Annotated in this window: 20 protein-coding genes and 1 pseudogene; 8 read left to right on the top strand and 13 right to left on the bottom strand. The window is 70.6% G+C overall.

Annotated elements, in window-relative coordinates; translation table 11 throughout:
- Positions 1 to 114: 114 nt before the first annotated feature.
- From AB0C15_RS02805 to AB0C15_RS02780, 6 genes are all read left to right on the top strand, one after another.
- Positions 115 to 1494 (top strand): extracellular solute-binding protein, encoded by a 1380-nt coding sequence (locus tag AB0C15_RS02805; protein WP_357348032.1) that lies wholly within the window; start codon positions 115 to 117, stop codon positions 1492 to 1494.
- Positions 1495 to 1581: 87 nt separating this feature from the next.
- A complete protein-coding gene (locus AB0C15_RS02800) occupies positions 1582 to 2538 on the top strand; it encodes a sugar ABC transporter permease (RefSeq protein WP_357348030.1) in 957 nt (318 codons plus the stop codon).
- A gap of 11 nt (positions 2539 to 2549) precedes the next feature.
- A complete protein-coding gene (locus tag AB0C15_RS02795) occupies positions 2550 to 3437 on the top strand; it encodes a carbohydrate ABC transporter permease (protein WP_357348028.1) in 888 nt (295 codons plus the stop codon).
- A gap of 101 nt (positions 3438 to 3538) precedes the next feature.
- On the top strand, positions 3539 to 5197 hold the full coding sequence (locus AB0C15_RS02790; protein WP_357348026.1) for a glycoside hydrolase family 13 protein: 1659 nt from the start codon (positions 3539 to 3541) through the stop codon (positions 5195 to 5197).
- A gap of 143 nt (positions 5198 to 5340) precedes the next feature.
- On the top strand, positions 5341 to 8223 hold the full coding sequence (locus AB0C15_RS02785) for a discoidin domain-containing protein (RefSeq protein ID WP_357348024.1): 2883 nt from the start codon (positions 5341 to 5343) through the stop codon (positions 8221 to 8223).
- Positions 8224 to 8409: 186 nt separating this feature from the next.
- Positions 8410 to 12105 (top strand): discoidin domain-containing protein, encoded by a 3696-nt coding sequence (locus AB0C15_RS02780; RefSeq protein ID WP_357348022.1) that lies wholly within the window; start codon positions 8410 to 8412, stop codon positions 12103 to 12105.
- On the opposite strand, the gene AB0C15_RS02775 is transcribed toward AB0C15_RS02780, so the two are convergent.
- Positions 12092 to 12907 (bottom strand): crotonase/enoyl-CoA hydratase family protein, encoded by an 816-nt coding sequence (locus AB0C15_RS02775; RefSeq protein ID WP_357348021.1) that lies wholly within the window; start codon positions 12905 to 12907, stop codon positions 12092 to 12094. The two genes, AB0C15_RS02780 and AB0C15_RS02775, sit on opposite strands and share 14 nt — an antisense overlap.
- A 185-nt stretch (positions 12908 to 13092) precedes the next feature.
- On the opposite strand from AB0C15_RS02775, the gene AB0C15_RS02770 reads away from it, so the two are divergent.
- Positions 13093 to 13947 (top strand): DUF2231 domain-containing protein, encoded by an 855-nt coding sequence (locus AB0C15_RS02770; protein WP_357348019.1) that lies wholly within the window; start codon positions 13093 to 13095, stop codon positions 13945 to 13947.
- 846 nt (positions 13948 to 14793) lie between these two features.
- Here AB0C15_RS02770 and AB0C15_RS02765 read toward each other — a convergent pair.
- From AB0C15_RS02765 to AB0C15_RS02710, 12 genes and pseudogenes are all read right to left on the bottom strand, one after another.
- Positions 14794 to 15819 (bottom strand): annotated as a pseudogene (locus tag AB0C15_RS02765) (LysM peptidoglycan-binding domain-containing protein); the annotation flags it as partial.
- A gap of 14 nt (positions 15820 to 15833) precedes the next feature.
- On the bottom strand, positions 15834 to 16280 hold the full coding sequence (locus AB0C15_RS02760) for a pilus assembly protein TadG-related protein (protein ID WP_357348017.1): 447 nt from the start codon (positions 16278 to 16280) through the stop codon (positions 15834 to 15836).
- Positions 16277 to 16747, bottom strand: a complete 471-nt coding sequence (locus tag AB0C15_RS02755; RefSeq protein ID WP_357348015.1) for a TadE/TadG family type IV pilus assembly protein — start codon at positions 16745 to 16747, stop codon at positions 16277 to 16279. Before AB0C15_RS02755 ends, AB0C15_RS02760 begins: the two co-directional genes overlap by 4 nt.
- Positions 16744 to 17187, bottom strand: coding sequence for a TadE/TadG family type IV pilus assembly protein (locus AB0C15_RS02750; protein ID WP_357348013.1), 444 nt, complete (start codon positions 17185 to 17187; stop codon positions 16744 to 16746). The genes AB0C15_RS02755 and AB0C15_RS02750 overlap by 4 nt, the downstream gene beginning before the upstream one ends.
- Positions 17188 to 17192: 5 nt before the next feature.
- Positions 17193 to 17399, bottom strand: coding sequence for a hypothetical protein (locus AB0C15_RS02745; protein ID WP_279514622.1), 207 nt, complete (start codon positions 17397 to 17399; stop codon positions 17193 to 17195).
- Positions 17400 to 17424: 25 nt separating this feature from the next.
- On the bottom strand, positions 17425 to 18294 hold the full coding sequence (locus tag AB0C15_RS02740) for a type II secretion system F family protein (RefSeq protein ID WP_357348664.1): 870 nt from the start codon (positions 18292 to 18294) through the stop codon (positions 17425 to 17427).
- Between the two features lie 117 nt (positions 18295 to 18411).
- On the bottom strand, positions 18412 to 19314 hold the full coding sequence (locus tag AB0C15_RS02735; protein ID WP_357348011.1) for a type II secretion system F family protein: 903 nt from the start codon (positions 19312 to 19314) through the stop codon (positions 18412 to 18414).
- Positions 19315 to 19318: 4 nt separating this feature from the next.
- Entirely contained in the window at positions 19319 to 20851 is a 1533-nt protein-coding gene (locus AB0C15_RS02730) for a CpaF/VirB11 family protein (protein ID WP_357348009.1), read from the bottom strand.
- Positions 20841 to 21641: a ParA family protein gene (locus AB0C15_RS02725; protein WP_357348007.1), complete on the bottom strand. Its 801-nt coding sequence runs from the start codon at positions 21639 to 21641 to the stop codon at positions 20841 to 20843. Before AB0C15_RS02725 ends, AB0C15_RS02730 begins: the two co-directional genes overlap by 11 nt.
- Before the next feature lie 2 nt (positions 21642 to 21643).
- A complete protein-coding gene (locus AB0C15_RS02720; RefSeq protein WP_357348005.1) occupies positions 21644 to 22303 on the bottom strand; it encodes an SAF domain-containing protein in 660 nt (219 codons plus the stop codon).
- Positions 22300 to 23145, bottom strand: a complete 846-nt coding sequence (locus AB0C15_RS02715; RefSeq protein ID WP_357348662.1) for a hypothetical protein — start codon at positions 23143 to 23145, stop codon at positions 22300 to 22302. Before AB0C15_RS02715 ends, AB0C15_RS02720 begins: the two co-directional genes overlap by 4 nt.
- A gap of 74 nt (positions 23146 to 23219) precedes the next feature.
- Positions 23220 to 23786, bottom strand: a complete 567-nt coding sequence (locus AB0C15_RS02710; RefSeq protein ID WP_357348003.1) for a hypothetical protein — start codon at positions 23784 to 23786, stop codon at positions 23220 to 23222.
- Between the two features lie 589 nt (positions 23787 to 24375).
- Between AB0C15_RS02710 and AB0C15_RS02705 the strand changes: the two genes are divergently transcribed.
- Positions 24376 to 25146 (top strand): A24 family peptidase, encoded by a 771-nt coding sequence (locus AB0C15_RS02705; protein WP_357348001.1) that lies wholly within the window; start codon positions 24376 to 24378, stop codon positions 25144 to 25146.
- The last annotated feature ends 11 nt before the right edge of the window (positions 25147 to 25157 follow it).

Genomic DNA, 25157 nt, shown 5'->3' with positions numbered 1-25157 from the left:
TCGCTACAGTGACTCCACTCACACCTGGCTCCGACGCAGCTACTGGGCGTCAGGTCGTATCACCGCAGATCAGCGAAGGTCATTGGAGTCACCCGTTCCCGAAGGGATGGACAGATGTCCGTACCGCACTACCGAAAGGCTGCGGCGGTCGCGCTCGTGGCCGGCCTGGGGCTCAGCCTCACGGCGTGCTCCACGAAGAGCGACGACAAGGGCTCGAACGCCAGCGGCAAGGTCACCATCACGGTCGACTGCCAGCCGGTCGGCGCGCAGAAGGAGCTGCTGAAGAACTGGAACGACGACGTCGCCGAGTTCCAGAAGCAGAACCCGGACATCACCATCAAGAGCGTCAGCGTCGGCGAGCAGTGCAACAACCCGCCGGACTTCACCGCCCGCCTCGCCGGCGGCACGGTCACTGACGTGTTCTACGGCTACATGACCGATCTCCAGCAGGTGCTCGACTCCGGCCAGGCGATGGACATCAGCCAGCACGTCAACAAGGACGCGATCGCGACCTGGGACAGCGTCGACCCGGCGCTCAAGGAGGTCTTCACCGACGGTGGCAAGCTCTACGCCGTCCCGGTGAAGAACTACTCGATGGGCCTGGTCTACAACAAGGTCCTGTTCCAGCAGGCCGGGCTGGACGTGAACAACCCGCCGAAGACCTGGGCCGAGGTCCGGGCCGCCGCCAAGAAGATCTCCGCGCTCGGCAACGGCATCGCCGGCTACTCGGAGTACAGCGCCGGCAACACCGGCGGCTGGCACTTCACCTCCCTGCTCTACTCGCAGGGCGGCCGGGTGCTGAGCGAGGACGGCAAGAAGGCCGACTTCAACAACCCGATGGGCAAGCAGGTCCTGCAGAACCTCAAGGACATGCGGTACGGCGACAACAGCATGGGCGCCCGTCAGCTGCTGCAGTGGGGCGACCTGCTGACCAACGCCGGTGCGGGCAAGGTCGGCATGTTCATCGGCGCGCCGGACGCCACCCAGGCGATCGTCAGCCAGTTCCAGGGCAAGTTCCAGGACTGGGCGATGGCTCCGCTGCCCGGCCAGGACGGCGCGGCGAAGGGGACGCTCGGTGGCGGCGAGGGTTACTTCTTCAAGAAGGACCTCACTCCCGAGCAGGTCAAGGCCGGTCTGAAGTGGGTCGCGTACCAGAAGCTCACCCCGGGCAAGGGCCAGTTCGACTACGTCCGGGCCAAGCCGCAGAACTACCCGGTGGGTCTGCCCCAGCCGCTGCTCTTCGCGAACGGCAGTGACGCGCAGAAGCAGGAGCTGGAGCTGCGCAAGGCGAACGCGAACGTCGACACGGCGAACTTCGCGCTCTTCGAGGCGACCCCGGTTCCGATCAAGGGTGAGCCGCGCAACGCCCAGGCCATCTACGCGGTGCTCGACGCCGCGATGTCCGGGGTGCTGACCAACCCGAACTCGAACATCGACGCCCTGCTCAAGACCGCCGAGGAGAAGGTCAACCAGCTCCTCGCCGCCGAGAGCTGACCGATCGTGTGGGGGCCGGCACGCCGATCCGGCCCCCACACTCCTCGCACCGCATCGTCGACGTCACCGACTCACCCAGGAGTTGCCTTGGCGATCACCACCGTCCCGGAGACCCGCAGGAAACCGGGCCGCCCGCCGTCGCCGTACTCGGCGCGGCCGCAGCGCACCAGCCTCGGCCGCAAGGTACGGGACAACCTCACCGGTCACGCGTTCCTGATCGGGGCGGTGCTCTGCTTCGTCGTCTTCTCCTGGTACCCGATGATCCGCGGCATCGTGATGAGCTTCCAGCGCACCCGGCGCGGCGAGACCACCTGGGTGGGCTGGGACAACTACTCCCGCATCATCGCCGACCCGAGCTTCTGGACGGCCTGGCAGAACACGTTCTACTTCACGGTGCTCGCGCTCGCCCTCGGCTACGTGGTGCCGTTCTTCGTGGCGATCCTGCTCAACGAGTTCCGGCACGGCAAGGGTTACCTGCGGATCCTGGTCTACCTGCCGGTGATGCTGCCGCCGGCCTCCGCGCTGTTCCTCTTCAAGTTCTACGCGTACGACCCCAGCGAGGCGGGTCTCTTCAACGCGATCCTGAAGGCGCTGCACCTGCCCACCTCGCAGTGGATGCAGTCGCCCGAGATGACGATGCCGGCGATGGTGCTCGCGTCGACCTGGATGAACATGGGCGGCGCGGTGCTCATCTACCTGGCGTCGTTGCAGAACATCCCGGGCGAGCTGTACGAGGCTGCCGAGCTGGACGGCGCCGGGATCTGGCGACGGATCGTGCACGTCACCATCCCGCAGACCCGGCTCATCCTCGCGCTCCTGGCGATGCTGCAGATCGTCGCCACCATGCAGCTCTTCATCGAGCCACTGATCCTCGCCAACGGTGCGGGCGCGGAGGACTCCGCGACCTCGGTGGCGTACCTCATCTACCAGCACGGGTTCTTCCAGAACGACCTCAACGGCGCCGCCGCGCTGGGCGTGATCATGCTCGTGGTGCTGGCCGGCTTCTCCGCCGTGTACGTGCGGCTGACTGCGAAACAGGACTAGGACGGCGAGGAATGGCACAGGATTCCGGAACCCGGACCCTCATCTCCCAGACCCAGATCAGCCGGGGACGCGGTCGGGTCATCTACTGGACGCTGCTCGTCGTCGTGGTGGCGGGGTTCACGCTCGTCTTCCTCGGCCCGCTCTACTGGATGGTCACCGGCGCGCTCAAGTCCGGTCAGGAGATCGCGCAGACCCCACCCTCGCTGTTCCCGAAGGACCCGCAGCCGCAGAACTACATCGACGCCTGGAACAACCTGGCCCTCGCCAAGCTGCTCTTCAACACCTTCTACTACGCGATCGGCGCGGTGCTGTTCCAACTGGTCTTCGACAGCGCGGCGGCGTACTCGCTGTCCAAGCTCCGACCGATCTTCGGTAACGCGATCCTCGGCCTGATGCTGGCGACGCTGATGATCCCGGCGATGGTCCTCATCGTGCCGCAGTACGTGACGGTGCTCGACCTGCCGATCCTGCACATCAACCTGCTGGACTCACCGTTCGCCATCTGGCTGCCGATGGTCGCCAACGCGTTCAACATCTTCCTGTTGAAGCGGTTCTTCGACTCGATTCCGGAGGAGCTGATGGCGGCCGCCCTGATGGACGGGGCGTCGTCGCTGCGTACGCTCTGGTCGATCATCCTGCCGCTGTCGCGCCCCATCCTCGGCGTCGTCTCGATCTTCGCCGTGACGGCGGTGTGGAAGGACTTCCTCTGGCCGAAGCTGGTCATGCCCTCGCCCGAGACCCGGACGGTGAGCGTCGGCATCTACACCTTCGCCGGCGGCACACCGATGAACGTGGTGATCGCCGCCTCGGTCATCGCCGCGATCCCGACGGTCATCATCTTCCTGATCTTCCAGCGGAACATCATGTCCGGTCTGACCACGGGCAGCATCAAGGGCTAGCCACGTCCGCAACACCCCGCGCGGCGAACAACGACAGTTCGTCCGACACACATACAGGTCCGGCGGACCCGCCGACGTACTGACCCAGAAAGCAGGTGCTCGTGTCCACAGCAGACAGCAGTCCGTGGTGGCGTGGAGCGGTGATCTACCAGGTGTATCCCCGGAGCTTCGCCGACGGCAACGGTGACGGCATCGGTGACATCGCCGGCATCCGGTCCCGGTTGAACCACCTGTCCGCGCTCGGCGTCGACGCGATCTGGTTCAGCCCCTGGTACCCGTCCCCGATGGCGGACGCCGGCTACGACGTCTCCGACTATCGCGACATCGACCCGGTCTTCGGCAGCCTGGTCGAGGCGGAGGCGCTGATCGCCGAGGCGCACGCGCTGGGCATCCGGACCATCGTCGACGTGGTGCCCAACCACTGCTCCGACGCGCACCCCTGGTTCCAGGCGGCGCTCGCCGGCGGGCCCGGCGCACCCGAACGGGACCTGTTCTGGTTCCGGCCCGGCCGAGGCCCCGACGGTGACGAGCGGCCCACCGACTGGGTCGGCGAGTTCGGCGGGCCGACCTGGACCCGCACCACGAACCCGGACGGCACCCCCGGTGACTGGTACCTGCACCTGTTCGCCCCGCAGCAGCCGGACTTCAACTGGGACCACCCCCGGGTGCGGGAGGAGTTCGAGGACATCCTGCGATTCTGGTTCGACCGGGGTGTGGACGGCATCCGGATCGACTCCGCCGGGCTGCTGGTCAAGGACGGGACGCTGCCCGAGGTCCGCGAGGACGAGCCGCACCCGTTCCACGACCTCGACGGCGTGCACGACATCTACCGGGGCTGGCGTCGGGTCGCCGACGAGTACGCCGACCGGGCGCTGATCGGTGAGGTGTGGCTGCCGGACCGGCAGCGGTTCGCCAACTACCTGCGCCCGGACGAGCTGCACGCCGCGTTCAACTTCGACTTCCTCGGCTGCGCGTGGGACGCCGCCGCGCTGCGGGAGAGCATCGACGGGACGCTCAGCGCGCACGCGCCGGTGAACGCGCCGGCCACCTGGGTGCTCTCGAACCACGACGTCACCCGACACGTCACCCGCTACGGTCGGGCGGACACCCGGTTCAGCTTCGCCGCCAAACGCGAGGGGACCCCCACCGACCTGGAGCTGGGCACCCGCAGGGCCCGCGCCGCCGCGTTGCTCTCGCTGTCGCTGCCCGGTGCCGCCTACGTCTACCAGGGCGAGGAACTGGGCCTCTACGAGGTCGAGGACATCCCGTACGCGATGCGTCAGGACCCGATGTGGGAGCGGTCCGGCCGGGTCGACCCGGGTCGGGACGGCTGCCGCGTACCGCTGCCGTGGGCCGGGGACGAGCCGCCGTTCGAGTTCAGCCCGGCGGGTGCCGCGGCGCCCTGGCTGCCGCAGCCGGCCGACTGGAAGGACCGTACGGCCCGCGCGCAGACCGGCGACTCGGCCTCGATGCTCGAGCTGTACCGGGCGGCGATCCAGGCCCGCAAGGCCGAGCCGGCGCTCGGTGACGGCGAGCTGACCTGGCTGCCCGCTCCGGACGGGGTGCTGGCGTTCAGCCGTGGCGGTGGCTTCACCTGCGTGGTCAACCTGTCCGCGGTGCCGGTGCCGATGCCAGCTCAGGGGGGCTTGCTGCTGGCCAGTGGACCGCTCGAAGACGGGTTGCTGCCGTCCGACACTGCGGTCTGGCTGCGTACCGCCGAATCCACCGACGGGCCGCGCCCGGCGGACGGCCCGGCCTGACCTGACTCTGTTCGCCGTGGTGCCGGCGGCCCGTCCCGGCCGCCGGCACCACCCCACAAGGAAGGGAGACCCGAGGGGGGACGCGCGACACCGCACCGACACGGGGGGATCTGGCCTGCCTGACGAAAGGGAGAGCGCAGCTCATGGCCAACCACACCACCGGCACCCCGCACCACCGACACCCGACCCGGGCAGGGTTGGCCGCCATCGCCGCCGCCCTGCTCGCCGCAACATCGGTGACCGCCCTCGCGGTCACCGGCACCGCGACCCCGGCCTCGGCGGCGGGGTTGTCCCCCTTCGACATCCCCAACCGGGGTGCCACCGTGCCGTTCATCGAGCACGAGGCGGAGAAGGTCGCCCACAACGGCACGAAGATCGGCCCGGACCGGCGCTACGGGACGTTGCCGTCCGAGGCGTCCGGCCGGGAGGCGGTCACTCTCGACGCCGTCGGTGAGTACGTCGAGTTCACCCTCACCGCCCCGGCAAACGCGGTGACCTTCCGCTACAGCCTGCCGGACAACTCGGCCGGCACCGGCCGGGACGCCACGATCGACCTGCGGGCCAACGGCAACCTGCTGAAGTCGGTCCCGGTCACGTCGAAGTACGGCTGGTACTACGGCGGGTACCCGTTCAACAACAACCCGGGCGACACCAACCCGCACCACTTCTACGACGAGACCCGGGCACTGTTCGGCAGCACCCAGCCGGCCGGCACGAAGATCCGTCTCCAGGTCTCCTCGACGGCGCAGTCGCCGACCTTCACCATCGACCTGGCCGACTTCGAGCTCGTCGCGCCGATCGCCAAGCCCAGCGGTGTCATCGACGTGGTCACCGACTTCGGCGCGGACCCGAGCGGCGCGACCGACTCGACGGCGAAGTTCCAGGCCGCGGTCGACGCCGGTAAGGCCCAGGGCCGGGCGGTCTGGATCCCGACCGGCACCTTCACCCTCTGGGACCACGTGGTGGTCGACGGGGTGACGCTGCGCGGAGCGGGCCCCTGGTATTCGGTGCTCGGCGGCCGGCACCCCACCGAGCGGAACAGGTCCGTCGGCATCTACGGCAAGTACGTCCCCGGCGGCGGCTACACCGGCCCCGTCCGGTCGCACGAGGCCAACGGGCCCAGCCGCAACGTCACGCTGCGGGACTTCGCCATCATCGGCGACATCCGTGAGCGGGTCGACGACGACCAGGTGAACGCCCTGGGCGGGGCGATGACCAATTCGGTGGTCGACAACCTGTGGCTGGAGAACACCAAGGTCGGGGCGTGGATGGACGGTCCGATGGACAACTTCACCATCCGCAACAGCCGGATCCTGGACCAGACCGCGGACGGGGTGAACTTCCACACCGGCGTCACCAACTCGACGGTGACGAACACGTTCGTCCGCAACACCGGCGACGACGCCCTCGCGATGTGGGCGCAGAGCGTGCCGAACGTCAACAACTCGTTCACCCACAACACCATCGGCGTGACCCTGCTGGCGAACCACCTGGTCAGCTACGGCGGTCGGGACATCAAGATCACCGACAACGTGACCGCCGACTCGCTCACCAACGGCGGCGGCATCCACGTGGCGAACCGCTATCCGGGTGTGCAGGGCGACACCGCGGTCCGGGGCACCTGGACGGTCGCCCGGAACACGTTGATCCGCAACGGCAACTCGGACTACAACTGGAACTTCGGCGTCGGGGCGATCTGGTTCTCCGCCCTCAACGAGTCGTTCCAGCAGGCCACCATCAACATCACCGACACCGACATCCTGGACAGCTCCTACGCGGCGCTGCACTGGATCGAGGGCCAGACCAGCGGCATCAACCTCAGCAACGTCCGGATCGACGGCGCCGGCACGTACGCGCTCCAGGTGCAGGCACCCAGCCAGGTGTCCTTCACCAACGTGCGGGCCACGAACATCGCGCAGAGCAACCCGATGCACAACTGCGTGGGTGGCGGCTTCCAGATCACCCAGGGCTCCGGCAACTCCGGCTGGTACACCCCGACCCCGTACTGCGGCCCGTGGCCGGACCCCCAGTGGGGTGGCGGACCCACCTCGCCGCCGCCCACCACGACCCCGCCCCCGACCACGACGCCGCCCACCACCCCACCGCCCACCACGCCGCCCCCGACCGGCGGGAACCTGGCGCTGGGCCGGTCGACGACCACTACCAGCACCAACCAGAGCTACACGGGCGCCAACGTGGTGGACGGCAACGCGGCGAGCTACTGGGAGAGCGCCAACAACGCCTTCCCCCAGTCGGTCACCATCGACCTGGGCGCGTCCCGGTCGGTCGACCGGGTGGTACTCAAGCTGCCGAGCGGTTGGGAGCAGCGCACCCAGACGCTTTCGGTGCTCGGCTCCACCGACGGCTCGTCGTACAGCACGCTGGCGTCGTCCGCAGGTCGGGTCTTCGCCCCCGGTTCGGGCAACACCGTGTCGATCGGGCTGCCCTCCGGTGACCGCCGCTACCTGCGGGTCACCGTCACCGGCAACACCGGTTGGCCGGCCGCCCAGCTCTCCGAGGTCGAGGTGTACGGCGGCACGCAGACCACCCCGCCGCCCACCACCACACCCCCGCCGACCACCCCGCCCCCGACCACGCCGCCGCCGAGCGGCAACCTGGCGGCCGGGCGGTCGATCACCGAGACCAGCCACTCCGACGTGTACGCCGCCCCCAACGCGGTGGACGGCAACGCGAACACCTACTGGGAGAGCGCCAACAACGCGTTCCCGCAGTCGTTGACCGTGGACCTGGGGGCCGACCGTTCGGTGTCCCGGGTGGTGCTGAAGCTCCCACCGTCGTCGGCCTGGCAGACGCGTACCCAGACGCTCTCGGTGCTCGGCTCCACGAACGGCTCGACGTTCAGCACGCTGAAGGCGTCCGCCGGCTACAGCTTCAACCCGGCCAGCGGCAACACGGTCACCGTGACCTTCACGGCGACCACCCAGCGGTACCTGCGGCTGACCGTCACCGGCAACAGCGGCTGGCCGGCCGGCCAGCTCAGCGAGTTCGAGGTCTACACCAGCTAGCTCGGATGCCCCCGCCCCGACCGGGCGGGGGCACCCGGTCCGGGCCCTTCGGCGCAACGCCGCGCCGGCCACCCGACCCGCCCCAACCCGCACCGCCCCCCACCTGTCGCGGAACGACGGGCGTACCCCTGCACCCGTCGCCGGGCAACGCACCCCACCCACCCCCGAAAGAGGTGTAGCGACCCCATGTCCAGGACCGGCACCAGACCAGGCACGCCGCCAACCGGCGCGCCCACCACCGTCCCCCGCACCGCCCGCTCGGGCCGCCGTCGGATCATCGCCGGCGCGCTCGCCGGGATGCTCCTCGCCACCGCCCCGGTCGTCACCCCCATGGCGAGCGCGGCACCGGCGGCCGACCGGGTCGCCGCCGCAGCCCGGGTGGCCATGCTCGCCGGGCTCTCCGCCACCATGACCGCCAGCAGCTACAACCAGAACTACGTGGCGGGCAACGCCAACGACGGCAACGCCTCGACCTACTGGGAGAGCAACAACAACGCCTTCCCGCAGTGGATCCAGGCAGACCTGGGCGCCACGGTCAGCGTGGACCGGGTGGTGCTGAAGTTGCCACCGTCGTCGGACTGGCAGACCCGGACCCAGACACTGTCGGTGCTGGGCTCGACAAACGGCTCGTCCTTCAGCACGCTGAAGGCTTCCGCCGGCTACACCTTCAACCCGAGCAGCGGCAACACCGCGACGGTCAGCTTCACCGCGACCAGCACCCGCTACGTACGCGTCCAGGTCACCGGCAACACCGGCTGGCCGGCCGCGCAGTTCTCCGAGGTCGAGGTGTACGGCGCCACCGGCAGCAACGACACCCAGGCTCCCACCGCCCCGGGCAGCCTGGCCTACACCCAGCCGGCCAGCGGGCAGGTCCGGCTCACCTGGTCGGCGTCGAGCGACAACGTCGGGGTGACCGGGTACGACATCTACGCCAACGGCGCGTTGCGCGGCAGCGTCAGCGGCTCGACCCTGACGTACACCGACAGCCAGGCGGACAGCGCCACCGTCTCGTACTACGTGCGGGCCAAGGACGCGGCCGGCAACCAGTCGTCGAACAGCAACACGGTGACCCGGACCGGAACCGGCAACCCGCCCACCGGGAGCAACCTGGCGATCGGTAAGCCGATCACCGCCTCCGGTTTCGTGCACACGTTCGTGGCCACCAACGCCAACGACAACAACGTGGCCACCTACTGGGAGGGCAACGGCAACCCGAGCACGCTGACCGTGCAGCTCGGCGCGAACGCAAGCCTCAGCCAGGTCGTGCTTAAGCTCAACCCGGACTCGGCGTGGGGCGCGCGTACCCAGAACATCACGGTGCTGGGCCGGGACCAGGGCTCGTCGAGCTTCACCACCCTTGTCGGGGCGGCGAACTACACGTTCAACCCGGGCAGCGGCAACACGGTGACCATCCCGGTCTCCGGCGCGGCGGCCGACGTGCGGCTCTCGATCGCCTCGAACACCGGCGCCCCGGCCGGGCAGGTGGCCGAGTTCCAGGTCTTCGGCACCCCGGCGCCGAACCCGGACCTGACCGTGACCGGCATGTCGTTCAGCCCGTCCGCGCCCGTGGAGACCAGCACCATCACGCTCTCGGCCACCGTGCGCAACGCGGGCTCGGCGACCTCCGGCGCGACGAACGTCAACTTCTACCTGGGCTCCACCCGGGTCGGCACCGCGTCCGTCGGCAGCCTCGCGGCCGGCGCGTCGACGACCGTCAGCGCCAGCATCGGCACCCGCGACTCGGGCAGCTACCCGCTCAGCGCCAAGGTCGACGAGTCGAACTCGGTCGTCGAGCAGGACGACACCAACAACAGCTACACCAACCCCAGCCCGCTCGTGGTCGCCGCGGTCGCCAGCTCCGACCTGGTCGCCTCGGCGGTCGCCTGGTCGCCGGGCAACCCGTCGGCCGGCAACACGGTCACCTTCTCGGTGTCCGTCCGCAACGCCGGCAACCAGGCCTCCGCGTCCGGTGCGCACGGCATCACGCTCACCGTTCTCAACGAGTCCGGCACCGTGGTCCGTACCCTGACGGGCTCGTACTCCGGCGTGATCAACGCCGGTGCGACGGTCGGCCCGATCAACCTGGGCACCTGGACCGCCGCGAACGGCAAGTACACCGTCCGGGTGGTGCTCGCCGTGGACGGCAACGAACTGCCGGTCAAGCAGGCAAACAACACCAGCGACCGCCCGCTCTTCGTGGGGCGCGGCGCGAACATGCCGTACGACATGTACGAGGCCGAGGACGGCGTGGTCGGCGGCGGCGCGGCGGTCGTCGGGCCGAACCGGGAGATCGGCGACCTGGCCGGTGAGGCGTCCGGCCGTCGGGCGGTGACCCTCAACTCGACCGGCAGCTACGTCGAGTTCACCACCCGGGCCAGCACCAACACGCTTGTCACCCGTTTCTCCATCCCGGACGCACCGGGCGGCGGTGGGATCAACTCGACGCTGAACGTCTACGTCAACGGCACCTTCCACAAGGCCATCGACCTGACGTCCAGGTACGCCTGGCTGTACGGCAACGAGGCCAGCCCGGGTAACTCGCCGAGCGCGGGCGGGCCGCGGCACATCTACGACGAAGCCAACGTCATGCTCAACTCCACCGTCCCGGCCGGCAGCAAGATCCGCCTACAGAAGGACCCGGCCAACACCACCACGTACGCGATCGACTTCATCAACACCGAGCAGGTGTCGCCGATCGCCAACCCCGACCCGACCCGTTACACCACGCCGGCCGGCTTCACCCACCAGGACGTGCAGAACGCCCTGGACCGGGTGCGGATGGACACCACCGGCAACCTGGTCGGGGTGTACCTGCCCGCCGGCAACTACTCCACCGCTTCGAAGTTCCAGGTGTACGGCAAGGCCGTCCAGGTGACCGGTGCCGGCCCCTGGTACACCCGGTTCAACGCGCCGTCGGGTCAGGACAACACCGACATCGGCTTCCGGGCCGAGGCGTCGGCGGCGAACTCGTCGTTCAAGAACTTCGCGTACTTCGGTAACTACACCTCGCGGATCGACGGGCCGGGCAAGGTGTTCGACTTCTCCAACGTGTCGAACATCGTGATCGACAACATCTGGAACGAGCACATGGTGTGCCTGTACTGGGGCGCGAACACCGACTACATGACGATCAAGAACTCCCGGATCCGGAACATGTTCGCCGACGGCATCAACATGACCAACGGGAGCACCAACAACCTGGTCAGCAACAACGACGCCCGAGCCACCGGCGACGACAGCTTCGCGCTGTTCTCGGCCATCGACGCGGGCGGCGCGGACATGAAGGACAACATCTACGAGAACCTGACCTCGACCCTGACCTGGCGGGCCGCCGGGGTGGCCGTCTACGGCGGCTACGGCAACACGTTCCGCAACATCTACATCGCGGACACGCTCGTCTACTCCGGCATCACCATCAGCTCGCTCGACTTCGGTTACCCGATGAACGGATTCGGCGCCAACCCGCCGACGCGCTTCGAGAACATCTCGATCGTCCGGGCCGGTGGGCACTTCTGGGGCGGGCAGACCTTCCCGGCTATCTGGGTCTTCTCCGCTTCGAAGGTGTTCCAGGGCATCCGGGTCAGCGACGTCGACATCATCGATCCGACCTACAGCGGCATCATGTTCCAGACCAACTACGTCGGCGGGCAGCCGCAGAACCCGATCACCGACACCATCTTCACGAACGTGTCGATCAGCGGGGCGCGCAAGAGTGGTGACGCCTACGACGCGAAGTCCGGCTTCGGAATCTGGGCGAACCCGATGCCGGAGTCCGGGCAGGGGCCGGCCGTCGGGTCGGTCACCTTCAACAACCTGCGGCTGAGCAACAACGCGGTGGACATCCAGAACCCCACCTCGACATTCACCATCAACCGCAACTGAGCTGACCGGTAGCCGACGCCGTCGGGAGGTCCAACCCTCCCGGCGGCGTCGTGCCGTGCCGGCCCTCGCCCGCCGCGAACCGGGCCGCGCCGGCCAGCGCGTCCGCCGCGAGCGAATCCATCCCGTACGCCAACTCGGCCGCCATCGCCTCCGGCTCCGGCCGTCCCGCGCCGGCCAGCATCGAGGCCCGGTCGTTGCGCAGGCAGTTCTGCGGATGCCGCGCGATCGAGGCCGCCAGCTCCTCGGCCGCGGCCCGCGCCCGGCCGGGCGGCACCACCCGGTTGACCAACCCCATCGTGTACGCCTCGTCGGCCGGCACCGGGCGGCCGGTGAGGATCAGGTCCATCGCCCGACTCTCACCGATCAACCGGGGCAGTCGGACGGTGCCGCCGTCGATCAGTGGCACGCCCCAGCGGCGGCAGAACACCCCGAGCGTGGCGTCGGACTCGGCGACCCGCAGGTCACACCAGAGCGCCAGCTCGAGCCCGCCGGCCACCGCGTACCCGGAGATCGCCGCCACCACAGGTTTGCTGAGCGTCATCCGGGTCGGACCCATCGGGCCGTCCCCCTCCGGCTCGACCCGGTTGCCGCTCGGCGTGCCGATCGCCTTGAGGTCGGCGCCGGCGCAGAACGTGCCACCGGCGCCCCAGAGCACCGCCACCGCCGCGTCCGGGTCGGCCTCGAAGGCACGAAACGCGTCCGCGAGCGACCGAGCGGTAGGCCCGTCGACGGCGTTCCGCACCTCCGGCCGGTCCAGCACCACGGTGGTGACTGCCCCGACCCGCTCCACCCGCACACCCATCCCGCCAGCATGCCCGCCCCGCCCCACCCCGACAATCCCCGTCGATCTTGCACTTTCGGTTGTCGACATGCGGCTTATGGCACGAGTTGTCGGAGCAGGAACCGCAAGATCGGCGTTGTGGGCGGTGCGGCGGGTTTGTCGTTGCCGACCGGTTTGCGACGGCGTTCGCCGGGAAGTCGGTACTCGTGCGAGCACTTCTGACGAAAGTTGAACAGGACTCCCGACTGGACCGCGCGGGCGACCGGTTGCAGAAGGTCGTACTGGGGACGCTGCGTCCACGTCGGCTGCGCGACCTGCTGCACGGGGTCACCCTCGGGCATCCGCTGCACCCGGCGATGGTGCAGGTGCCGGTCGGCGCATGGATCAGCGCCGCGGTGCTGGACCTCATGCCCGGGCAGCGTCGGCCCGCCACCGTACTGGTCGGCCTGGGTACCGTCAGCGCGGTGCCCGCAGCGGTCGCCGGCCTGAACGACTGGGCGGCACTCGCCCGGGACCAACGCCGGGTCGGCCTGGTGCATGCCGCCGCCAACACCGTCGGCCTGACGCTCTACGCCGGCTCGTTGGCCGCACGGCTCTCCGGCCGCCATGCGATGGGTCGCGCCCTCGGCTTCCTCGGGCTCTCCACCGTGAGCCTGGGTGCGTACATCGGGGGTCACCTGGCCTACAAGCAGGGGGCGCAGGTCAACCAGAGCGTCTCCGAACTACACCGGATGAGCGATGGCTGGCACTCGTTGGCTGACATGGCGACGTTGCCGCAGCGCACCCTGATCACCCGCGAGGTGGACGACAACATCTCGGTGATCCTCTACCGGCACGGCGACGAGGTGACCGTCATGCTGGAGCGCTGCCCGCACCAGAGCGGGCCGCTCGGCGAGGGCGAGGTGCAGGAGATCGACGGCCACGCCTGCGTTGTCTGCCCGTGGCACGGCAGCGCGTTCCGGCTCAATGGTGGCGAGGTCATGCAGGGGCCGTCCGGCAACGACCAACAGGTCCTGCCCACCCGGATCCAGAACGGCGTGCTCCAGACCCGCCTACCCTGACCGCCCGCGCGCGCCTCCGGGCCGCGGTCGGTACTTCGGGTTGCGGGCCGCACACCGTGCGCGATACTCCCGCCTGGGAGCCAGAGTCGTCCTCAACCCAGATACCTCTGAGTCATAGTTATGACTCAGAGGTATCTGACTCTCCAAGGCATTGCCCCGGCGCTGCCGGCTCTCGGCGTTGCCGGACCCCGGCGATCCCGGCCGCGCTGGCGTTCACGGCCCCGGAGACACCGGAGCCGTGCCGGTTGCTCAGGTGCGTCGGTGTCGGCCGATCGGCGGTCCGTCTGGCACCGAGTCGAGGCCGTGCTCACCGTTGAACAGGCCGCCTTCGTTGCCACCGCCGGCCCAGCCGTCGTCACCACTCCAACCATCCGGCCCGGCGCCGGCCATCCCGCCGCCGTGGACTGCCGTACCCCCGGAGAGGGCCATCCCGCTGCCCGGAAACGCCGTGCTGCCGGGGAAAGCCATTCCGCTTCCGGCGGGCGCCACTCCGCTCGCGCCGTGCCCCGCCCTGCTGACGGAAGGCGCAACCCCACCACCGGCAGGCGCCATCCCACCGCCGGTAGAGCGCAAGCCGTCGCCGTTCGGTGCCGTGCCGCCGCTCGCTGTCGAGGGAGCCTCGATGGCCGCAGCCGCTCGACTGGCAGCCCACGCGGCACCGCTCCCGGCGGCCCCACCACTGCCTCGCCGGCCCACGCCCGCGCTGCTCCGGCCTGTGCCACCGCCTGGGCCTGCGCCACCGCCTTGTCCCGCGCCACTGATTCGTCCCGTGCCGTTGCCCTGGCCCGCGCCACGCCGGGGGGACGTGCGGGAGGACGCCGCCAGTCGGGGAGCCGACCCGGCGGCGGCCGGGCGGCGGCGCATCCCCAGTACCGCGCCGATCTGGGCACCGACGATGCTCGCCACAGCCAGTACGGCGGAGACCGCCAGCGGTCGATTCACCCGATCTTCCGCGCTGGCCCGGGCCGCACCGACAGTCATCGCCGGTGGCTGGCCCGTTGACTCCGTACCGCTGGGTGGTGCCGGGGCCACCCGCGGCGGTGCGGCCCGCTCGGGCGCCGGTCGGGGCGTAGCCTGCTTCGGCGTCGCGGCACGGTCGACCAGCCGGCCGGTGGCGTGCTGCCGGGCCCCCTGGTCGGTGGCCTCGGTGGGTAGCCGGAGCAGTTGGCCGGGGCGGATCCGGTCCGGGTCGTCCAGCTTGTTCAGTTTGGCGAGCTGCCGGTAGTCGCCGAATTCGTCAAGGTAGCGCTCGGCCACCTCGCCGAGGTAGTCGCCCCGCGCCACCCGGTACACCGGCGCGGCGTCGTTGTTCGCTGCGGCGGGTGCGGCGCGTCCCGTCCCGGCCACGCCCAGCAGCCCGCGCTGCGCCACCGGCGCGGCCGTGTCCGGTGTCGTCGCGGCGCGGGCCGGTGCGGCGAGGGTGGTGACCGCCGGTGTGCTCGGACTCGCGTACGCCGGGGCTCCGTAGATCGCCGCGGCGCTGGCGGCGGCCGGGCTGGCGACCAGGATCAGCGCGACCGAGCCGACCAGCGCGGCGGCGGCCTTCTGCTGGCGGCCCATCCCGGGCAGCTTCGGTGCCGGCCGGCGCAGGGCCTGCGCGCCCAACTCGACGAGGACGGAGAAGGCGAACGTGGCCCAGCCGAACCACCCGGCCACGGCCAGCGCCCGCAGGAAGAGCTGACCGTCATCGCGGCTGGTCAGTGCGGTACCCACCTCGCTGATCGTGGGGAGATGATCGGGCAGGGGATTGCCGGCGAAGGCGAGCAGCGCGATCGGCGCGCCGAGAAGTAACACCAGGAGCACGGCCAGCGCGCCGATGCCGGTGAGGATCCGTCCGGTCCGCCGTACGACGGACCCACCCGATACGGGCATGGCTGCCTTCCTTCCTACGGGGCTGGGGTGATGGCACGTGCGGTCGCCTCGCCGGTGACGGTGACCGTCTTGTCCTGCACGAACGGGCCGAGCATCGAGCGGCGGTAGGTGATGCTGACGGTCACCCGGATCAGGATTTCCCCGTCGACCTCGGGGAAGCTCACGGTGTGACCGGAGGTGTCCACGACATCCAGGTAGCTGGCGACCGCTCTGCGCGCCTGCGGCTGGTCGATCCGCTTCGGCCCGCCCTCGATGGCGGTGGCCCGGTCGATTGCCTGCCCGCCGGCCCGCGCCGCCTCGGCGGCCAGGTTCTGCGCACGTTGCAGGGTGCGGAGCTGCCCGGCGCCGTCGAAGGAGAGGCCGATGATGGCGAGTACGCCGACCATCGTCACCGCGAGGAAGATGCTCACCCGGCCGTGGTCGCCTGCCCGCGAGGACCCGGCAGTCGACGGGGCCGTCACTGCCGACTCCGGTAGCGGTCGAGCGGTGAGGTGAACGTGGCGGTGATCTTCTTTTCACTCTTCATGCCGGGCAGGAGGCCGAGGGTGATGTCCCGGAAGGACACCCGGCAGATGATGGTCACCGTCACCGAGGCGTCCGTACCGACGGTGCTGCGGAAGGCGTCGTCGAGGCCGGGAGAGTCATGGCCGGCCACCGAGCTGCCGAACGTGGGATCCAGGTCGTTGGCGCAGGCCAGGCCGTGCCAGTCCAGCTGCTTCCGGGCGGCTTCGAGCGCTGCCGTCTCAGCGGTGTTGGAATTTCGGGAGATCGAAGCGGCGCGGGCGGCGTCGTGAGCGGCCGCGTCGAGCGCCTCCGCGGCGACCGCGGTGCGCCCGACGACACCGGCCAGCACCATCAGCGCGATGAACGCGGGCGCGAGCACCGCCACCTCGATGGAGACCGAACCCCGCTCGGCGGTACGGGTCATGGCGGGGTCACCCTCTCCACCGTCCCGTGCGCGGTCTGTCGTACCGCGAAGTCCACGCCCGGGACCACGGACAGGGATCGCCCGCTCACCGTGCAGGTCACCTCGGTCGCGGTGGTCTCGCAGGTCGGGCCGGCACTGTCCCAGCCCACCAGCCAACCGCCGGCTGCCTTCAGGAAGCGGGAGGCGCTGTCCACCCCGGCGCCGTCGCCCGCCTCGTACGTCCGCTGGGCGTTGACGCCGCTCTGCGCGGCGTTCAACGCCGTGGAGCGGGCGAGGAAGACGGCCGCGACCTGGATCGAGGCGAAGAGCAGCACAAGGATCAGCGGCATCATCACGGCCAACTCCACCGGGTTGGCACCCCGTTCGTGGTCGCCGGCCGCGAGGCGACGCCGGGCGGCGGTCACCGCTCGGCTGCACCACGGGTACGCGGCTCGGCGCATCCCGACTACTTGCCCGGGCTCGTGTAGTCCGGGATCTTCTCCATCCAGTTGTTGGCCTTGGTCAGGGCCAGGGCGGTGACGGCCATGGCGACGGCGACCAGACCGGCGATGATCACGGCGGTGGGCACCGGGCTGTCGCCACGCTCACCGTCGCGGCGCAGCTCGGCCAGGCGCGTCGTCAGCACGACGTGCAGGTAGCTGATGATGGACATGGCGTTTCTCCTTGAGGGGACGGGGTCAGAGGCGGGAGACGAACGGATAGAGGACGAACCCGAGCAGCACGAAGACGAGCAGCGCGCCCGGGATGTCGAGCTTGCTGGTCACCGCCTCGGCGCTGGTGAGGTTGTCGGTACGGATCTGGTCGCGTAGCGAGTCGGCCCGGCTGCGCAGGGTCTCGTGCACCTGCGCTCCCTCGCTGCCCGAGGAGCGCATGATCGCGCCGACGTCACCCAGCTCGGGGATGCCGATCTTGTCGGCGAGGTCGCGCAGCTCGTCCCAGGGCGAGTGCATCTGCATCTGGGCGATCCGCAGCGACTCCTGGAGCCGGTCGAACACCCAGCCGTCGCAGACCGCGGCCGCCCGCTCCAACGACTGCACCGGACCGTGCGCGGCCGAGAGCTGCAGGGCCACCAGATCCAGGTAGGTGCAGACCGCCTGGCGGAACTCGTCCCGGGCGGCCTTGGCCTTGACCAGCACGGCCCGGTGCGCCAGCAGGCCGGCCAGCAGCGCCATCCCGAGACTGCCGAGCACCGGTACGACGAACGGGAACGGGATACCGAACGCCCACAGCGCCACCCCGAGCAGGGTCGGCGTAGCCAGCCCGATCAGCGTCGAGAGCAGCACCGAGAGCGTGTACTGCTCGGGGGTCTGACCGATCAGCGCCAACTGCTGCTGCGGTGGACGCAACCAGCGGGACATCCCGGTCAGCCAGTCGAGTCGGCGGGACGACGGAGCGGCGAGGTGGCCGGTGCCCGGTGGCTGGTGCAGCCGGCGCAGCGCCGGACCGAGCGCCGGAGTCGCCGGCACAAGCTCCCGGATCACCAGGAACACGCCGAACCCGATGCCGGCACCACCACAGACCGCCACCACCAACTGCCAGTTGACGATCACGGGACCCGCCTTTCGTTCGCGACTGCGGGGCTCCGCTGCGCTGCACTCCTCGCGCTCACGGGAGCCGCCTTTCGTTCGCGACTGCGGGGCTCCGCTGCGCTGCACTCCTCGCGCTCACGCGATCACCTCGGCTGGGTCGGGCGCGGGCAGGAAGCGAGCCGGCCGTTGTGGCTGACTCATCGACCGCACCCAGGCCAGCAGGCCGATGAAGGCGGCACCGAGAACAGCCATGATCACCTGGCCGACGGGTGTGCCGTACGGCTTGATGTACTCGGTGTTGATCAGCCCGTACGCCAGGGTCGCCAGGGTCATGCCGGTGAGGAAGCGGACCGCGAACCGGGGCTGGGTGCGCTTGGCCTCGATCTCCCGGCGGGTGGCCACCTCGGAGGACGCCGCGCCCGCGATTGAGGCGAGCACGTCACCCAGCCGTTCACCCCGGTCCGACAGGTGCAGGATCAGCGCCGCGACCACCTGGTCGCAGACCGGGTCGGCGATCTCGTCGGCGAACGCCAGCAGCGCGGAGCGAGCCATCCAGCCGGCCTGTAGACGGGCGGCGAGCAGCCGTACCTCGTCCTCGATGCCGGGTGGCACGCTGCCGATCGTTCCAATGATCGACTGTTGGAGGCCCTGCCCGGTGCCGGAGACGTCCTTGAGTCGGCGGGTCCACTCGCCGACCGCCTCGATCCGGGCGATCGCCCGCTGTTCGGCCTTGCCCACCCCGAACAGCCACGGTGCGCCGGGCACCGCCACCGCCACCAGCAGGCCCACCACCGGCAACCCGGTCAACAGGAACGCCAACGCCCCGGCGACAAGCGCGGCGACCAGCAGTGCCTGGTAGCTCCGCTGCTCGGCCGGAGCGCCCCCCGGTCCGCGCCACAGCCGGCTCAGCCCTGGCCCCCCGCCCGGGCGCCGCCCCGGAGGTCGGCGGGTGCCGACAAGCGCGACCACGGCCAGCAGCAGCCCGGCCACACAGGCGGCCCCAGAGATCACCGCGATCAGTTCCAGGCTGCCGAGCATCAGGTCACCGCCGGGCCAGTCGGGTCTGCCGGGGCCGTCGCCAGGCACCGGCACCGGCCTCGACCCACCGCGTCAGCAGTCGCGCGTCGTACCCCACCCGCAGTAGCTGGTCGCGGATCCGCTCCGGTAGGTGCCGGGGCACGGCACGGCCGTCCGGGCCCGGCCCGAAGACCGTGGTGGTGGTGATCCGTCCGGCTTCGCCGGCCCCGATGACCTCCTCCACATGGGAGACGAACCGGTGTTTGCGGCCGCCGATGGCGGTCTCGTCCTCGATGGTGACGTAGACGATCAGGTCGAGCGCGTTGCCGGCCATCCGGCGGGCCTGGTCGACGGTCATCTCGCGGCCGTGGGCCAGGGCCAGTTCGACGATGCGTTCACCAACACCTGCGGCGGTACGGGCGTGGATGGTGCACATCGACCCCCGGCTGGTGGTCATCGCCTGGAGCATCGGCACGATCTCCCGGGACCGCACCTCGCCCACGATGATCCGCAGGACGCCCATCCGTAGGGACAGCGGGATCAGGTCGGCGATCGTCACCTCGCCGGCGGGGCGCCCGTCGAAGCCGCGTTCGCCGTGGCCCTCCCGGGCCTCGAAGCTCATCACCGCCCGGTGTCGCTCCCGGCGGCGGGCGGGGAGCAGTTCCCGAGACTCCTCCATCAGCACGTACGGCTCGTCGGGCGGGATCTCGTTCATCAGCGCCCGGATCACGGTCGTCTTTCCGGCGCCGGCCAGCCCGGCGACCATGATGTTCAGGCCGGCGCGCATCGCCGCGCGGAGGAAGTCGCGCAGCAGCGGGTCGATCATCTCGTCCAGGTCACCTCGGGCGCCCGCGAGGTCGTCGAGGCTCACGTCCAGGGTGTTGTGCTTGCGGATGACCGCGTACGGGCGGTGGCTGACCAGGAACACCGCGGCCAGCCGGCTGCCGTCGGGCAGTTGCAGGTCCAGGGTTGGCTTCACGGTGGAGAGGGACCGCTCGGTCGAGCCCGCGCGGCGGGCCGCCGCCTGCAGGATCTCCACCAGTTCGGCGTCGCTGTCGGCGATCGGCTCGGCCCAGTCCACCCCGCCGCCGTGCCGGGTGATGCGAATCTGGTCGCAGCCGAGGATGTGCACCTCCTCGATGGTGTCGTCGACAAGCAGGGTCTGCAGCCGGCCGAGCCCGACCAGTTCGGCGGTCACCTGGTCGAGCAGCAGACGCTCCTCGCCGGCGGCCATCGGCGTGCCGGCCCGGCGCACCGAGTCCGCGTACGCGGCGACCACTGTGACGGCGAGCCGGGCCCGCTCGGTGTCCTCCTCGTCGACGGTGAACTCCCGGCCGCGCTGCCAGAGGGTGAGCCGCTCGGTGAGCTCCCGGCGCAGCTCCCGGACCACCTGGAAGTCCATCCGTGGCCGGGGCGGCTCCGCCGGCGGGGTGGCCGCCGGGGCCGGCTGCGGGCCGGGCTGCTGGTGCCGGCCGTTCGGCACGGCGAGAGGTGGCGCGGTGGAGGTCACGCCCGGCGGTTGTTGGCGCGGATCAGCGGAGACCGGCTCAAACCGCATCTGGCACCCCCTGCTGCACGGGCCACGCCAACCGGGCCCTCCGCCGCTCCAGGAGCGCCCCGATCGGAACCTCGAGCGCGGCCGCCGCACGCATCAGCGGCCGACCCGCCCGCACGGTGCCGCCCAGGGCGAGCACCCCGGCGGTACGCGGGTCGTGCGGCAACCGTGCGATGACCGGCAGTTTCAGCGCGCGGCTGATCTCGGCCCGCCCGTGCCCGTCGCCGACCAGCAGCAGCCGCAGGGTGCCCGGTGGCACCCGGTGCTCGGCGAAGTCCCGTTCGATCGCGGCGACCACCGCGCGGGTGCCGGAGAGGTCCGGCAGGTGCGCCCGGGTCACCAACAGCACCACCGAGGCGGCCCGCAGCACCGGCCACGGCGGCCCGGTCACGTGCAGCCGACCACAGTCGACCAGGACGTCGTAGCCGGGGGTGCCGCGGTCGAGGGCGTCGAAGTAGTCGGCGAAGCGTTGCCAGAGCGGGGTGACGCTGCCGCTCTGGGCCGGGTCGGTGAGGCCGGGCAGGAGCAGCCGTTCCCGGCGGGGGGCGTCCAGGTCGACCAACTGGGACCAGAAGGCGGTCTCCAGGTTGCCGTCGCGCAGCTCCCCGACGGCCAGTTCCCCGATGCCGCGCGGGCCGTCCAGTTGGCCGCCGAGGTATCCGGCGAGGATCGAGCCACCGGCCGGGTCGCACTCGGCGAGCACCAGCCGCCGGTGCCAGGCCAGCGTGCAGGCCAGCGCCGAGGTCGTGACGCCGGGCGAACCCTTCGCGGACACCAGCGCGATGATCGCCATGTTCAGGCCGCCTCGGTGAGCACGACGGCGAGCCGTTCCTGTGCGGCGAGCGCTACCACCGCCGGCACGTCCCGGGTGAGCAGCGCCAGGTAGAGGACCTTGTCGTCGTTGGCCGGGCTGACCATGTCGATGACGGTGGCCGCGAACCGGGTGCTGGCAGCCGCCGCGTCTCCGTCGGCGTCGTTGTCCGGAGTGCTGACCAGCAGCACCTTGTCGCCGGGGTGCAGTGTGCGGGCCGGCACCTGGGCGGTGTTCAGGCCGAGCGCGATCTGCTGCTGGCCGGGGCCGAGCAGCGGGTCGTCGGTGACCTGCGCCAGGGTGAGCAGCGTGCCCGGTAGCAGCGCGACGGCGGCCCGTTTGCCGACCACCTCGTCGAGCCGGGCGGCCGGCACCGGGCGCAGGCCCTGACCACCGGCGACCTGCACGGTGACCAGATCCGCCGCGCTGATCTCGCGGCCCACCTCGACTGGACGGGCCACCGCCAGATAGCTGCCGGTCGCCCGTACCGAGGTGACCGCGAAGGCCGCGCCCAGCCCGCCCAGGGCGATCAGGAGGACGGCGAGGCCGAGCAACCCGGGACGGACCCGGCGCTGTCGGACCACGGTCGGTGGGTTGACGGGCGCGTCAAGCGAAGGGGTCCCGTTGCGCGTCGCGAGGCTCATCTCGTGACCACCTGAAGTTCGTTGATCCGGATCGGAACGATGCCGCTGTTACGGGTCACCAGGATTTCTCCGCTCTCGCCACCGCCGCGCCAGGTCACCGTCCAGTACGTGGTCGCGGTGACCTGGTAGTCGCCGGCCTTCTGGTAGCCCTTGTCGTAGCCGCAGGTCGGGGAGGTGGAACCGGCCCGGTCGCCCTTCGGTTTGTACTCGGTGCCGGCACCGGAGCAGGTGACCGTGTCTCCGTTGCCCATGTCCCAGACGATCCGGGTGACCTCGGCGGTGATCTCGACGGTCAGGCCCCGGTCGGTCTCGTCGGCGTTGATCGGGCCGAAGTAGGCGGGCTCGTCGGCGGACCACATCCACACCGGCAGGCCGACCAGGCCGGGGCCGATGCGCTTGCGCGGCGCGACGCCCAGCGGGGCTGGCCGCAGCGTGATCGAGGCGAGGGCGCGACGGGCCAACTCCTCCGGGTCCGGCGGTGCCCCGAACCCGGCCGGCGGGTCGTCCAACAGCACCACCGTCTGGTTGCCGACGTCGGCGCCGCCGTTGCACGTCTTCACGTACCACTGCTGGCCCTCGGGCGCCTCCGGCTGCGGCTCGGCCAACTTGTAGTAGCAGCCGTCGCTACTGCTGAACCAGCCCAACACATCGTCGTAGCAGGGGACCGTGCGCCCGTTCCACTGACAGGTGCCGCCACCGCCGCCGCCACCGTCGTCGTCCCCGCCACCGCCGTCGTTCCCACCGTCACCCGGGTTGCCGGGTTCGTCGTCCCAGACGCTGCAGTCCGGCTGGTCCGGCGGGCAGCCCGCCCCCGGGTCGGCGCGCCGCGCGGCGGCCGGCATGGTCACGCCGACCACCAGCACGAGCGCGAGGCCGACACCGGCGAGCACTCTCCGGGCACCCCGGCCTCCGGTGGTCAGCACGGCTGGTCCCGGTGCGTCGTACCGGAGTTGATCAGCCAGCGGCCGTCGGGATAGCGGGTCGCGGTGGCGGTGGAGAGGTGTCTGCCACCGCCGCTGCCCGGGACCGGGCGCTTGTTCTTGGCGTAGACCAGCCGGTAGCCGGTCGTGTCCAGGCAGTCCTGGATCTCCACGATCGCGGGCTTCGCGTCCAGACTGACGGCGGTCACGGTCGGGTCGGACTTCAACGTCCCGGTACGCATGGCGCCGTGCTCCTTCGCGTCGCGAATGGACAGTTGGACCCGCGTGAGAAGTGGATCAGCGAGGAACCGGGACAGTTCCGGTGCGCGCGGATCGCTGCGCGCGCCGGCCGTGCGCGAGGCCGCGAGATAACCGGAGTACGCGTCGAGGGCCGCCTTTTCGGCAGCTCGCCGTTCGACGTCGGGATCGGTTCGCTGCTCGTCGGGGCGGGCTGCCGCCGGCCGTTCGACCGCGTCCCGTCCGCTGGCGCAGGCGGTGACCGGCGTTGCCGCCACGACCACCAGCAGGCAGATTGCCGCTCGCCTGAGCTGCCGTCCGCGCACCGTCGAGCCTCCTCGTGGTCGCCCGGGGCGGTGCTGGTCACCGCCGTCGGGCATGCGGAAGTGCGCCCGGATCAGCACATCCGGAACCGTTCATTGCACTTCCGCATTCACCGTTACGGATCTTTCACAAATGCAGGGGTCCTGTGTCGTCCGTGGTCAAGGTGAGGCTTGCATCACACCCAAGGGGCGAGCATAGGCTGACGCCCGCCGATGCAACAGAGGCAATTCAAGCGAACACTCTGCGTGATGACAGGTGGTGGTGGCGGGTGTCCACACTGCACCCCGAGAAATGGTCGAGCAAAAGGTCGTTATTGGCGGGGCCACACTGGGCCGGACGGGCTCACCGACGCCGCGTCATCGGTCGCGGGAGTGGGACATCGCGGTCTCATCCCGGCATTCGATCGTCCTCGGCACCCGTTCTGCGGGCTGATGCGCCCCACCGACCGTCCGACCGGAAAGCGGTCGAAAGCGCCCCCGTCGGGTCGCGCCGGCAGGTCGCTTTCTGCGCCATCCGCTACACCGCAGCGAGCGTACGATCACGATCCGTGTTCAACCTTCCCGGAGGGCAGCCGGCCCCAATGGAGGCGACATGGCGCTGACCGGCCCCCCAGCGGCAGTACCCGGTCGGGACGACCCACCCGATCGTCGCCCGGACCCCCTTGCGATCCTCGCGATCAGCCCGCTCATCCGACATGTCGTGCTGCGTCACGCCGTACCCCAGGGCCTGCCCAACCGGACCGGCTGCGACGCCTGCGGCGCGCCGATCGGCCTGACCCGGCCCTGGCCGGCGCTGGGCCCGGCAGCCCGGTGCGGTCACTGCCGGGCCCGGGTCGGCCCACCGCCGGGCACCGTCGAGGTGGCCGTGCTGGCGGCGGTGCTGGTGGCGTTCGCCAGCACGTCGGGCGGGGCGCTGCCGGCGTTTGTCTGGTGGCTCGGTTGGACGATTCCGGCGATCTTCGTCGACCTGGCCGTGCACCGACTGCCGGATCGGCTCACCCTGCCCGCAGCAGCCGGAACGTGGCTGCTGCTCGGCGTTGCCGCGCTCGACGCCGACCCGGGAAACTGGCTGCGGGCCGTCATCGGCGGCGCCGGGCTGGCGCTCTTCTTCGCCAGCACCGCGGTGCTGCTCGGCCGCCGTGGCTTCGGGCTGGGCGACGCGAAGCTGGCGCTCAGCGTCGGCGCGCTGCTCGGCTGGTACGGCTGGCCGGTGCTGCTGTTCGGGCTGGTGCTCGCCTTCGGGCTCTCCGCCCTGGTCAGTCTGGGTCTGCTGGCCACCCGCCGCGCCACCTGGAGCACCCACCTGCCGTTCGGTCCGTTCCTGCTGCTCGGGCCGACGGCTGCCCTCCTACTGACAACCTGACACCCCGGGTC

This window comes from Micromonospora sp. NPDC048835 (assembly GCF_040649995.1).
In the GTDB taxonomy this organism is placed as follows: domain Bacteria; phylum Actinomycetota; class Actinomycetes; order Mycobacteriales; family Micromonosporaceae; genus Micromonospora.
This window is presented reverse-complemented; position numbering and strand designations above follow the sequence as displayed.